Here is an 11,890-nt window from a genome sequence, read left to right as displayed (position 1 = left end):
CTGGGGCTGTGCTATCTGGTGCTGTGACAGTGTTTGGCTTGGTGCTGTTATTGGCTTTGTCTGTTGCAATCACTGCAAGCTGTTCACCGTTGGTGAATGCTGGATTCAGTGTCAATGTGTATTGACCATCTGTACCTGCAACCGCTGTACCAACCACTTGACCATTGAATGTTGCTGTAACTGTTGCGCCTGCTTCGGTTGTACCTGTGACTGTTTGACCATCGGCACTGATCACTTGCGTCAAGCTCACTGGAGCTGTCGTATCTGGTGCTGTGATACTATTTGGTCTAGTGCTGTTATTAGCTTTATCGGTCGCAATCACTTCAAGCTTTTCACCATTGCTATAGGCTTTATCTAAAGTAATGCTGTATTTGCCTTCAGCATCTGCAACCGCAGTGCCAATCACTTTACCTTTATAACTCACCATCACTGTCGCATTTGCTTCGGTCATACCTGTTACGGTTTTATTGTCTACAGCAAGCTCTTGGGTCAATATCGTTGGGGGAGTTATATCTCCTGATGTACTACCACCTCCACCACTACTTGCTGCAGCCACAACCCCTGCTGTTAAAATTCCACCTCCACCATACGTAATAAATTTATTATCGAACCAAAAATTTGATTCCTGTGCTAAAAATTTTTCTAATTCACTCAGGCTTTCTAGATTAGAAGAATCTAGTCGCAGTATGCTTTCATTATTCTCCAAAACATCAATAGAAAATTTTTCATTTTTAGATAGGATAATTTGCTCACCATTCTTGAGCTTTACAACAATTTGTTCCGACTGCTGAACAATATTTTCTACTTGGCTAGCCTCTAAAGTTGTTTTAATGCCATCTTTTAAAATTAAAATTTGCTTTGACACGAATTAATCCTCTGTTTTACAGAAACAAAACAATAAGATTACATTAAATAGACATGAATACAATTTTATTAATTACTAGGGCTTTGTTGCACAAAGATTTCATAACTATATGATTTTAAAAGTTTTGATTATTTTTTGATCCAAAATTAAATCTATTTAAATCAGATGCTTACATATTTATGCAACAAAGCCACTTATGTCTATAAATTTTCCAAAAGTTGGAAGCACAATTCCAAACGGAAAAACCAGTACTATAAAGAACATGCGAAATGAGAGCACTTGATAAGCTTACTGGATAAAAATTGAAGTCTGACCCGTTTATCCTCAGCGCAAAATAGTCAAATCTTGATGAGAGGCTTTCAGCACATTGTGGACATACATGGCAATGCTCCAGATTTTCCAAACAATTCTATGCTTTGAAATGAAAGCTGTTATTTTGTAGGATCAAATGACCGCATTCCGTATTTTCTTTCATGTCAGAAACCCAACTCAGTCTCAGTGAATACCTGACCACCGTACAGGAAGTCATCCAGCTGACTTTCGATGAAGCGGTATGGGTCAAAGCCGAGATCCGTAATCTCAGCATCAAAGGCGGGCATTACTATCTGGAACTGGCAGAGAAAGATGAAGACAGCCATAAAGTGATTGCCAGCTGTAAAGGCACCCTGTGGAAATTCACCGCACAAAAAATCGTGTTAAGGTTTGAACGGGAAAGCGGCATTGAACTGTCCAGAGACTTGAATGTCCTGATCAAGGTCAAAGCCAAATTTGATCCGCAATATGGTTTCTCCGTCAATATTGAAGATATCGACTCCAGCTTCACCTTAGGTGACATTGCCAAACGCTATCAGCAGATCCTGCAGCGCCTGACCCAGGAAGGCCTGCTCAACAACAACAAACAGCTACCGGCACCTTTTGATTTGCAGAACGTACTGGTCATCGCCCCGGAAAATGCCGCCGGGCTGGGAGACTTTAAAAAAGATGCCGATGCCCTGGCTCAGGCGGGTGTCTGCCACTTCGTTTATCATTCAGCCACCTTCCAGGGCAATACTGCCCCAACCAGCATCATGCAGGCTCTGGCCAGTGCACTCAGGCAGTGGGCTCAAGATTACCAGACCGCTCCCGACCTAATTGTGATCATCCGTGGGGGTGGAGCAGTGAATGATCTGGCGTACCTGAACGACTATGATCTGGCTGCACTGTTGTGTAAAAGAACAGTGCCGATCTGGGTGGGCATTGGCCACGAGAAAGACCGCACCATTCTGGATGAAATCGCGCATCGCTCCTTTGATACCCCAAGTAAAGTCATCGCCGGGATCCGTAACCTGATTGTCGAACGGGTCAATGAAGCCAGTACTGCGCTGCAAACCATCAAACTGCTGTCCCAGCATCAGCTGACCGCCTATCAAAGCCAGAATGACCAGTATCTGAAAACCATCCAAACCCTGGCACAAAGCCAGCTCAATGATGCGCAGCGTAGCGTTGATCTGCTGAAAAGCGATACCCAGTATTTTGCCCAGCAACAGCTGCGGCAGGCTGTACAGCAGACCGAATCCCTGATGCGGGAAACCTTGCTACAGAACCCACGAAACGTGATGGCTAAAGGCTATGCGATTGTCCGCAGTCAGGGCAAAGCCATCCGCTCAGTGCAACAAATCACTGGCCAGCAACTCCAGATCGAACTCCAGGATGGCATGATTGATGCCACCGTGACACAGGTAAATACACATGAACAATGAAGAACTCAGTTTCAAACAGGGCTACGAGATTCTGAAGAAGAATGCCGAACTGCTGGAATCGCAGGAAGAACCGGATATTGATAACCTGATGGCGATCGTTGAAGAATCCATGACCGCCTACAAAGCCTGCAAATCAAGGATTGAGGCGGTTCAGCAGGCGCTCAATGACACCTTTAAGGAATAGAAAAAAAGCCTAAGGACCATAAAAACGCTTTGTCTGTTCAGTACGTATTCCTGTACTTAACTGTATAAAACCATGTGTTAGGTACAAAAATATGGACTTAACGATAACGATCAAACCGGATCTGAGCACTCGACCGATTGAACAGGAGAATACCGTCCGTTACTGCAATCCATGCCGGTCTACCTATCAGTGTTTTGAATCTCGTGAAAAACCCCGTGTTCATCTACCTGCATGTGTGGAATCGGGGTATGGGTCAGTTCTGCGATCGCAATCAGGTTTGCGGACATTTGCTTGCCCAATAACGCTCTAGCTTCCGTTACTTTGTCAGAAACTTCACTGGCTTGAGCTGATTCTTCTACAGGGATTTCGTCCTTTGTTGTTTTAGCCATGCGATTTAAGCCTCCTGAGTTGCTTGCAATATGATGAGCTCAATGTTTTACCATAGCGATATGAGTATCTTCCCAGCAGCGATCCGTCCGCAATAGGGGGGCTGGATAGATGTCCGGTTGTTAATTGTCACCTGTTTAACCTAAAAAGGGGTGTTGGCTTAATGGGTTATTTTCAATAATCCCTGCCAGCTGAAATAGTTCTGGGTCAGATGTGTCCGGTTCATCGACCATTTCCGCTGTGGTAAATAACACGATCCCACTGCCAGTTTAGTCTTGCCATATCTGGCTTGCACGGCTTCTAAAGCCTGCATCAGCTGTTCGTTGCTTTCACGCTGGCGATGGTCTGTAAGCAGATCAGGCACATAGCGGGTCTTGCTGACCAGACCGGTCAGAATCACCCCACATTTTTTATACTTTACCTCTGGCTTATAGATGCCTTGCAGTAACTGCATCGCAGCATGAATCAGATCAAGTACACAGTCCGTGGGTTCCGGGAATTCAAAGGCCAACGATTTGCTGTAATACGCTGTGTTTTGATCAAAGGGATTGGATTGCACAAAAGCAATGATACAGCCACACAGCGAGGCATCCGCACGCAAGCGCATGACTGCATCTTGCACATACTTACCCATGGCTTCTTTCAGATCATCCAGCTCAGTAATCCGTTCTCCAAAGGAGCGGCTAGCCACAATCTGCTGCTTGGGTGCAGGAGCATCCTCCAGTTGCAAACAGGAGATGCCCTGTAATTCCAGCACCGTGCGCTGCATCAGCACTGAAAACAAACTTCCCATGCGATGCGCATCCTGCATGGCCAGATCCAGTACCGAATGGATGCCCATCTGGTTCAGCTTTTTGACCAGCTTACGTCCCACACCCCAGACTTCACCCACCTCAATTCCGGCATACAGCGTTTCCTGATCCAGATAATCCAGCTCCAGCACATTGCATACGCCTGCAAAGCCAGGCCATTTCTTGGCAAGGTGATTGGCTAGCTTGGCTTCGGTCTTGCTGCGACCAATCCCGATGGATACCGGCAACCCGATCCAGTCCCAGATCCGCTGTTTCATCTCTCTGGCATAGCGGGTCAAGTCAAAATGCTGTGCATAACTGGTTAAATCCAGAAAACATTCATCAATCGAATAGATTTCCTGTTCATGCGGAGCCACATAACCGGCCAAAATCGAATGGAAGCGATTGGACATTTCCGCATACAGGGCATAGTTGCTCGACAGCACCACCACTTGATGCTGCCGGACAATGTCCTGAACCTGAAACAACGGAACACCCATCTTGATGCCCAGGGCTTTGGCCTCATTACTGCGGGCCACTGCACAACCATCATTATTGCTCAGCACAATCACTGGACGGTGATTCAGGCTGGGATTAAACACCCGTTCACAACTGACATAACAGTTGTTGATGTCGATCAGGGCATAAATCCGCTCGGGGCTGTTCATCTGAACTTCTTGATGACACTGGTGACTACACCCCAGATCAGCAGGGTCTGACCGTCTTTCAAATGGATATCCGCATAATCCGGGTTTTCCGCCTGTAACCAGCGTTTGTCGCCTTCAATCATCAGTCGTTTGATGGTGAAATCATTGTCGATCAGGGCCAGAACAATATCACCATGCTTGGGCTCAATACTGCGGTCCACGATCAGCTTGTCCTTCAGATCAATCCCGGCATCGCGCATGGAAAGCGATTCCACCTCAACGATAAAGGTAGCCTGCTGGTTCTGGATCAGGAACTCGTTCAGATCCAGGGTCTTGTCGATATAGTCTTGGGCTGGGGAAGGGAAACCTGCAGCCACCTTTTGCAAGGCAACCGGAATCTCATAATGTGTTCTGGCTTCAACCGGAGTAATCGAAGCAACATCATTGCGGGCTGGTTTTTTTATCTGATCCAGATACTGCCTGATCTCCAGTACACGGGCTTCGGGAACCCGGATCACTTTGGTTGGGCCTTCATGAACTGGTTTACGACCAGCACCTTCACGGGCACCACCATGCTGAAATTCATCCATTTTATTTGTTCATCTTGATTGTGTAACATAATCAAGATGGTAAAACAGCAGTGGAAAAAAACAACTCCATTCGTCGGATTGTGTTCTGAATATCTATCTCACCAGAAGGTGGTTATAGATTACTTAGAGCAATCAAACTTGAGCTAAAAATTATTTGCAGCCCAAGCTGTTGAGGTTCAACTTCTACTGCAGAAGGTTTAAATCAAACCTGAGGGAACATGCCACGTGCATAAGAAAAAGGGCACTGTTGCAAATAACCACTAATGGTAAGCTGAATCCTCTTTTAGCTAAAGGTGCAGCATATGAATCCCTTCCATGGTCGGCATTTTCAGGGTGAAATCATTCTTTGGGCTGTATTTGTCTAGGAAAGTGGTGGCTATTCAGGGCATGGTTCAAGCATGACTTGAGTAATACTCGGGCTGTGCTCATGATTTGCTTGAGCATTACTTGCGGATTTTCCCCAACGTGCTTGGGCTGCATTTTTAGTTTTATCAGATTTGATTTGAAATCAAAATATGTATAAGTTTTTGTAGTTCTCAGATTATTTTAAGTCATTTTTAAGATTCAAATTTTAGGCTAAAGCATATTAAAGTCTTTGAACTAAAAAAATGCTTAAGCTGCCTTCTTTTCCCGGTCTACGCCAGATCAAACCCATCAGCCTTGCACGCTTCAACCTTTTACTCGCCATTTGGCTGGGACTGGTCTTAAACTTTGATTTCTATCAGAAAATCCATCAATTGACGCCTTATACCAACCTCAAGGCAGGCGCATTATTGGCGGCTACAGTCCTGGTAGTTATCGGCTTGTACAATCTGGTCTTGCAGTGGCTGAACTGGAAATGGAATGCCAAGATACTGGCCAGTGTGCTGATCATTCTGGGCGGTTTTAGTGCTTATTTTGTCAATAGTCTGGGGGTTGTTATTACGCCGGACCAGATCCAGAATATGCTGCAGACCGATGCTCGGGAAGTCCGTGATCTCTGGTCAATACGGCTGGTGATCTGGACGCTGGTCTTTGTGATTTTTCCTTTGTGTATCGTCTGGATGCTGAACATTCAGCCTGCATCTTTCGGGCGTCAATTGTTGCATAAAAGCCTTAGCAGTCTGCTTTCGGCCGTATTGATTCTAGGACTGTTATTCTGTTTTTATGTCGATTATGCAGCCATCTTCCGCGAGCACCGCGATCTGAAGGGCATGATTTCCCCGCAAAATAGCATTGCATCCACCGTATCCTACTATAAAAAGAAAGCACCTAAAGCCAATTTGCCTTTGATTCCTTATGGTGAAGATGCCCATCTGCTGCAGCAGGCTCAAATACAGAAACAACCCAAATTGATGGTGCTGGTGGTTGGGGAGACTGCACGTGCCGAGAGTTTTGCTTTAAATGGTTATGCACGCAATACCAATCCTGAACTGAGCAAGTTACCGATAATTAATTTTAATCAAGTCAGTTCTTGCGGAACTGCCACAGCTGTTTCAGTACCGTGTATGTTTTCAGGAATGACACGTCAAAACTATAATGAACAGTTGGCTAGCCACCGAGAAGGTTTGCTGGATATTGCTCAGCGGGCCGGTTATCAGGTGACCTGGATTGATAATAATTCGGGCTGTAAAGGTGCCTGTGACCGCGTACAAAAATACCAGATTCCAGCCCAACTGAAACAGAGATGGTGTGATGCTGGTGGTGAATGTTTTGATGAAATCCTGGTGGATAGCCTGAAAGATTATCTGGCGCATCTGGATAAAAATAACTCGAAACCGCAGTTAATTGTACTGCATCAGATGGGCAGTCATGGCCCCGCATATTTCAAGCGCTCCAAAGCACCATATCAGCCATTTCAACCGACCTGTAATACCAATGCCATTCAGGGCTGTAGTACAGAAGAATTAAAGAATAGCTATGATAATTCGATTGTATATACAGACCATGTTCTTGCCGAGATCATTGAAACTTTAAAGCAACAGACTCAATATCAAACCGGTTTCTGGTATCTGTCTGATCATGGAGAATCTACCGGAGAGCATGGTTTATACCTGCATGGTGCTCCTTATAGCATGGCGCCCACGCAGCAAACCCATATCCCAATGCTGATGTGGTTTTCTGATACCTGGCAACAGTATAATGTCCGGCAGCTAAACTGTTTAAAAACACAGACCGGACAGGCACGCAGTCACGATCATCTTTTCCCCAGCTTATTAAGTATGCTGGATATAAAAACGCAAGTGATTGAAGCTAAAAATGATATGCTTGCACAATGCTCATCATCATTAAAAAACAGAGCTTGAAATGCATAAAATACTGATTATTGAAGATGACTTTATGATTGCCGAGTCGACTGAAACATTGCTTAAACTGCATCAGTTTGAGGTGTACTGGGTCAATAATGGGATTGAGGGTTTAAAACAGTTACAGCAGCAGGTCTACGATATTGTCCTGCTCGATTTAGGCTTGCCGATGATGGATGGCATGCTGGTGCTAAAAAATATCCGGCAGAAGTTTCCGAATTTACCGGTACTGATTATCTCCGCCCGGGACCAATTACAAAACCGGGTGGATGGGCTGAATCAGGGAGCAGATGATTACTTGATTAAACCCTATGAATTTGACGAGCTGCTGGCCCGTATTCATGCCTTGCTGCGACGTAGTAGCTTAAAAAACACCGGGATAGACATTAATAAGAAATTATCACACAGTGGGCTGGAACTGGACCTGGAACAGCACATCGTATGCTTTAATGGTGAACCGATCGAGTTGTCTAATCGGGAATGGTCTATTCTCACTGCACTCCTCATGCATCCTAGCAAAATTTTTTCTAAAAACGATTTAGAAGACAAACTTTATGATTTCGATAGTGATGTAAGTAGTAATACTGTGGAAGTCTATATTCACCATCTGCGCGCCAAATTAGGAAAAGACTTTATACGGACGATCCGTGGTCTAGGATATCGCTTAGGATAGAGCATGAAGCCAAAACGTTATTCCTTACAAAAACGTCTAATTATTTATATTTCATTGTTTAGCGTGGTATTGGGCTGTGTACTAATCTTTGCGGCATACCGGATTGCACTTGAAGAAATTAATGAAGTGCTGGATAAACAGATGCAAAGTCTGGCCGAGCGCATTGCGGAAAATCATCCACGACCGCTACAAAGTCAAATCGATCTAGAAAAACAGTACAGTGAAGAAGATTTATTTGTAGATATCTGGTCCTATGCAAATACAGCTACTCCCTTGCATCCACAGAATGTGCTGGTTGCACCGGTCAAGAAAGCAGGTTTTTACAAGCATCAAACGCCGTATGGAACCTGGCTCACCTATATCATTCCAAGTGACCAGTTGCAGATTCAGGTGAGTCAGCAGCAAAATGTCCGGCAGGAGCTGGCGCTGGAACTGGCCGGCAATATGTTTCTGCCTTATATGCTTTTCTTGCCTTTTGCTGTGTTTGGTTTAGGCTGGATGATCCGGAAAAATTTTCAGCCTTTGCATGATTTTAAAACGGAACTGGCCAGCCGTAAGGCGCAAGAATTAAAGCCGATTGAAATGAAGGATTATCCCCTGGAGCTGGAACCGACTATTCAGGAAATGAATCATCTGTTTGGTCGAATTTCCCTGGCTCAACAGGAACAACGTCAATTTGTCGCGGATTCTGCCCATGAATTACGCACGCCACTGACCGCACTCAACTTGCAGCTGCAAATTTTATTGCAGCAGTTTCCGCAGAGCGACTCGCTTCATAATCTGAGTCAGGGCGTTTTACGCATGCAGCATCTGGTCAACCAGTTATTGAGTCTGGCCAAACAGGATGCCTCCGACAGCTTAATCGAGCCTGCACAAATGCTTTCGCTCAATCAGATGACCGTGGCCTGCCTTGAGCAGCTGATTCAGCTGGCCTTACAGAAAGAAATTGATCTGGGCGTAGAACAGCAACAGGAATTGCGAATTCAAGGACAAGCTTCGACCTTGCACTCGATTATTTATAATTTAATTGATAACGCGATTAAATACAGTCCGAAAGGCGGCGTGATTAATGTATCGATTTTTCAGCAAGGCCAGCAGGCAGTTTTACAGATTGAAGATAGTGGAGCCGGGATTGATCCTACTCAATTCGCCCAGATCCGGCAGCGTTTCTACCGGATTCATAACCATGCCGAAATTGGTAGCGGTTTAGGTTTGTCAATTGTAGATAAAGCCACCGAGCGCTTGGGCGGCACGCTGGAATTTTCGCAAAGTAGCAGTCTTGGCGGCCTGTGTGTACAAGTTAAATTTCCTGTAGTCGAAGCCTAAGTGGATAGGCTTTGGTTTTTAGGCATTAAGGCTGTCTGATGTTCATGTGCATGGGATGATTTGCCAGTGGCAGTTTGTGGCTAAACAGTGTATAGCCCATGACATTCATGCACCAAGTAATCCAACCGGTCCACAGATTATGACTCAGGAAATGCGCACCACGCATCATTTGCGCCCAGCCCATGGCGAAGCCTAAAATCAGTGCCGCGATAAGGAAAAAATAAGCCCGCTTGCGGTTAGCAATCCGATAGACAAAATAACCAGCCATTAAGGCAAAACCGCTGGATGCATGTCCTCCGGGAAAACAGTGTCCGGCAGTAGCACTCAAATCCCACAAAATACCTTCATGGGTAGGAATGATCATATCCCAGGGACAGGCATGCGCCGACTGGGATTTTAAAATACCAATTGAGGCCGTGGTCAGCACCACCATACTAAAGAAATAGCCAAATTCCCAGCGCCGTTGATGCCAGTTCTGCCATTTCAGTGAAACTAGCCAGCCGGCTAACAATGTTATGTACACCAGAATCAGCAGATTTTTGACATAGCGATGATTGAGCTCGGCCAGTGCCCAGTGTTGCCGCAGGGGAAATTGTCCCTGATCATCAATGAACGGATAGATCAGCTGTAAATCAATCGTTCCACCTACATCAAAAAAATTCCAGAGCATCAGAAAACTGAAAATCAGCAGCAATATTTGTGTCAGTAAAAACCGGGAATGCTCGGATATCATTTTAAATCTTCCATTCTTGTCGTTGTAGCAAAAATGAGGTCACAATGAATGACCGATTAAAATGATGCCCCAAGTTACGGTAATTAAACTGAGTGCGACAAACTGGGCAGCGCTGCCCATATCCTTGGCATTTTTAGACAGTTCATGTTGCTCCATGGAGATACGGTCTACCACCGCCTCAATCGCCGAGTTAAGCAGTTCAACGATTAGCGCCAACAGACACACGGCCACCATCAGTGCTTGCTCAACCCGGCTCACCGGCATGACAAAGCTCAGAGGAATCAAAATCAGATTGATGAGCAGGATTTGCCTGAAGGCCGCTTCATTTTGAAAGGCTGTTTTAAAGCCGGCCACGGAATAACGGGTAGCATTGAAAATACGTTGTATTCCGGAAGTGCCTTTATAGAGTGAACGATCAGGGGACATAGAAATGATTCAGTTAAGACGAAATTTGATTAATTTAAGTTCTTAACCTTAAAACTCTCTTAAAAATGGATGTCGATTTGATCCGCATTTATCTAATCAGATTTATGATCTAGATGTGTATTTCAATCAGCTTTCATATAAAAAAATTAATTTGAATGGATTGGGGAGTATTCACCTTTTGAATGTTTGTGTAAAAAAGCTGTTTATTTATCATATTCTGAAAATATTTCTTCAATTTCATCCCACTGTGGCAATTTACAATTTTTTTTATTCACTTCGAATTGTAAACCAACACCATCAAGCACACGTTCAAATATGTCAAATGAACCTGTAAAACGGCCATTTTCCATCTCTGAAATTGTTGTTTTATTGACTTTAGTTTTTTCTGCAAGACTTTTCTGTGTGTGGCCCAATCCTTTTCTGGCCAAACGTATTTTTTTACCTATTTCACCTCGTGTAGCCATTTTTTGCTCCCCAAATTTGTTAGCTATATAGCAAACTTTTAACTAATAATAGTTAATGTTCGCTATATAGCAAACTTTTAACTAATAATAGTTAATGTTCGCTATATAGCAAACTTTTATAATGACTCTTGAATGGCTAAATTGAACTTATAAGATTCAATTTAGCCTCGAATTAAGTTAATAGAATCCGTATATGTATGGCAGTTATCAATAATGAGACAGTCATATACCTCTTGAGAAGAGGAACTTCATATGCCTTGAATTTGAATGATTAGACAAAATTATGACTTTTAATTTTCTGTGTAATGAAGCTTTGTTTTATTAATATTTACCCTGAAGCCGAAGTCCTTCGGTTACGTTTAATACAGTGGTTAATCCCTCAGTAGTCTGAATCTGCTCTATCGGAATGCCTTTGGTTAACTTACTTGGTGACTTCATAAAATGTTGCATCCATTTAGTCTCTCCACCAGTTAGAGCATCTAGTGATATCGCAATACGAATTAAAATAATTGCGAGTTCTCCCTGACTTGAATCTGGATCTAACTCAAGCGAATTTAAAGTTTCCATTGAATCTAAATTGAGAACGATGGCAAGCTGCTCCTGTGTCAAACCAAGCTGCTTTGCAGAAGATAAAACAGCTTTAGCTAATACCTTTTTTTGTTTTGCAATTTTTTCTGATGTTTTATGCATGACTGATCTCAGTTTCAGACGTTGCTGATACCTAGAGTTTATACTATTTGATTATCGTTTCTCAGAGTTCAAATTTTTATTACAAACAGC

At 43.9% G+C, this 11,890-nt stretch carries 13 protein-coding genes and 1 pseudogene; 5 read left to right on the top strand and 9 right to left on the bottom strand.

What is annotated here, in order from left to right; all coding sequences use genetic code 11:
- A partial coding sequence (locus P253_RS13340; RefSeq protein WP_023274426.1) for an Ig-like domain-containing protein occupies positions 1–865 on the bottom strand: 865 nt, incomplete at its 3' end.
- 473 nt (positions 866–1,338) lie between these two features.
- On the opposite strand from P253_RS13340, the gene xseA reads away from it, so the two are divergent.
- Complete coding sequence (gene xseA, locus P253_RS13335; protein WP_016658934.1) at positions 1,339–2,604, top strand: exodeoxyribonuclease VII large subunit; 1,266 nt, start codon at positions 1,339–1,341, stop codon at positions 2,602–2,604.
- Positions 2,594–2,788 carry an exodeoxyribonuclease VII small subunit gene (gene xseB / locus P253_RS13330; protein ID WP_005180690.1) on the top strand — a complete coding sequence of 65 codons (195 nt, stop codon included), beginning with the start codon at positions 2,594–2,596 and terminating at the stop codon, positions 2,786–2,788. Before xseA ends, xseB begins: the two co-directional genes overlap by 11 nt.
- Before the next feature lie 179 nt (positions 2,789–2,967).
- Here xseB and P253_RS13325 read toward each other — a convergent pair whose 3' ends face one another.
- The 4 genes and pseudogenes from P253_RS13325 to P253_RS16145 all read right to left on the bottom strand — a co-directional run.
- Positions 2,968–3,177, bottom strand: a complete 210-nt coding sequence (locus P253_RS13325) for a hypothetical protein (RefSeq protein ID WP_016658935.1) — start codon at positions 3,175–3,177, stop codon at positions 2,968–2,970.
- Positions 3,178–3,335: 158 nt separating this feature from the next.
- On the bottom strand, positions 3,336–4,634 hold the full coding sequence (locus P253_RS13320) for a Y-family DNA polymerase (protein WP_016658936.1): 1,299 nt from the start codon (positions 4,632–4,634) through the stop codon (positions 3,336–3,338).
- Entirely contained in the window at positions 4,631–5,203 is a 573-nt protein-coding gene (locus tag P253_RS13315) for a LexA family protein (RefSeq protein ID WP_005180682.1), read from the bottom strand. Before P253_RS13315 ends, P253_RS13320 begins: the two co-directional genes overlap by 4 nt.
- A 382-nt stretch (positions 5,204–5,585) precedes the next feature.
- Positions 5,586–5,708, bottom strand: a pseudogene (locus P253_RS16145) (DUF1376 domain-containing protein); the annotation flags it as partial.
- A gap of 103 nt (positions 5,709–5,811) precedes the next feature.
- On the opposite strand from P253_RS16145, the gene P253_RS13310 reads away from it, so the two are divergent.
- Genes P253_RS13310 through P253_RS13300 form a run of 3 tightly spaced genes read left to right on the top strand, consistent with a single transcriptional unit; the run spans position 5,812 to position 9,487 of the window.
- Entirely contained in the window at positions 5,812–7,488 is a 1,677-nt protein-coding gene (locus P253_RS13310) for a phosphoethanolamine transferase (RefSeq protein WP_016658937.1), read from the top strand.
- A 1-nt stretch (position 7,489) separates the two neighbouring features.
- Positions 7,490–8,161, top strand: a complete 672-nt coding sequence (locus P253_RS13305) for a response regulator transcription factor (protein ID WP_016658938.1) — start codon at positions 7,490–7,492, stop codon at positions 8,159–8,161.
- Positions 8,162–8,164: 3 nt separating this feature from the next.
- Positions 8,165–9,487, top strand: coding sequence for an ATP-binding protein (locus P253_RS13300; protein WP_016658939.1), 1,323 nt, complete (start codon positions 8,165–8,167; stop codon positions 9,485–9,487).
- 25 nt (positions 9,488–9,512) lie between these two features.
- On the opposite strand, the gene P253_RS13295 is transcribed toward P253_RS13300, so the two are convergent.
- From P253_RS13295 to P253_RS13280, 4 genes are all read right to left on the bottom strand, one after another.
- Complete coding sequence (locus P253_RS13295; protein ID WP_016658940.1) at positions 9,513–10,220, bottom strand: phosphatase PAP2 family protein; 708 nt, start codon at positions 10,218–10,220, stop codon at positions 9,513–9,515.
- A 39-nt stretch (positions 10,221–10,259) separates the two neighbouring features.
- The gene (locus P253_RS13290) at positions 10,260–10,646 is read right to left on the bottom strand and encodes a diacylglycerol kinase (protein WP_016658941.1); all 387 of its coding nucleotides are present in this window, start codon (positions 10,644–10,646) and stop codon (positions 10,260–10,262) included.
- A 203-nt stretch (positions 10,647–10,849) separates the two neighbouring features.
- On the bottom strand, positions 10,850–11,110 hold the full coding sequence (locus P253_RS13285) for a helix-turn-helix domain-containing protein (protein ID WP_016658942.1): 261 nt from the start codon (positions 11,108–11,110) through the stop codon (positions 10,850–10,852).
- A 321-nt stretch (positions 11,111–11,431) separates the two neighbouring features.
- Positions 11,432–11,800, bottom strand: a complete 369-nt coding sequence (locus P253_RS13280; protein WP_016658943.1) for an antitoxin Xre/MbcA/ParS toxin-binding domain-containing protein — start codon at positions 11,798–11,800, stop codon at positions 11,432–11,434.
- Positions 11,801–11,890 lie beyond the last annotated feature (90 nt).

Source organism: Acinetobacter indicus CIP 110367 (genome assembly GCF_000488255.1).
In the GTDB taxonomy this organism is placed as follows: domain Bacteria; phylum Pseudomonadota; class Gammaproteobacteria; order Pseudomonadales; family Moraxellaceae; genus Acinetobacter; species Acinetobacter indicus.
This window is presented reverse-complemented; position numbering and strand designations above follow the sequence as displayed.

What these genes read in the sequence shown, in the direction of transcription:
- xseA (WP_016658934.1), top strand. Translation starts at nt 1,339, where the DNA reads ATGTCAGAAACCCAACTCAGTCTCAGTGAATACCTGACCACCGTACAG.
- xseB (WP_005180690.1), top strand. Translation starts at nt 2,594, where the DNA reads ATGAACAATGAAGAACTCAGTTTCAAACAGGGCTACGAGATTCTGAAG.
- P253_RS13325 (WP_016658935.1), bottom strand. Translation starts at nt 3,177, where the DNA reads ATGGCTAAAACAACAAAGGACGAAATCCCTGTAGAAGAATCAGCTCAA.
- P253_RS13320 (WP_016658936.1), bottom strand. Translation starts at nt 4,634, where the DNA reads ATGAACAGCCCCGAGCGGATTTATGCCCTGATCGACATCAACAACTGT.
- P253_RS13315 (WP_005180682.1), bottom strand. Translation starts at nt 5,203, where the DNA reads ATGGATGAATTTCAGCATGGTGGTGCCCGTGAAGGTGCTGGTCGTAAA.
- P253_RS13310 (WP_016658937.1), top strand. Translation starts at nt 5,812, where the DNA reads ATGCTTAAGCTGCCTTCTTTTCCCGGTCTACGCCAGATCAAACCCATC.
- P253_RS13305 (WP_016658938.1), top strand. Translation starts at nt 7,490, where the DNA reads ATGCATAAAATACTGATTATTGAAGATGACTTTATGATTGCCGAGTCG.
- P253_RS13300 (WP_016658939.1), top strand. Translation starts at nt 8,165, where the DNA reads ATGAAGCCAAAACGTTATTCCTTACAAAAACGTCTAATTATTTATATT.
- P253_RS13295 (WP_016658940.1), bottom strand. Translation starts at nt 10,220, where the DNA reads ATGATATCCGAGCATTCCCGGTTTTTACTGACACAAATATTGCTGCTG.
- P253_RS13290 (WP_016658941.1), bottom strand. Translation starts at nt 10,646, where the DNA reads ATGTCCCCTGATCGTTCACTCTATAAAGGCACTTCCGGAATACAACGT.
- P253_RS13285 (WP_016658942.1), bottom strand. Translation starts at nt 11,110, where the DNA reads ATGGCTACACGAGGTGAAATAGGTAAAAAAATACGTTTGGCCAGAAAA.
- P253_RS13280 (WP_016658943.1), bottom strand. Translation starts at nt 11,800, where the DNA reads ATGCATAAAACATCAGAAAAAATTGCAAAACAAAAAAAGGTATTAGCT.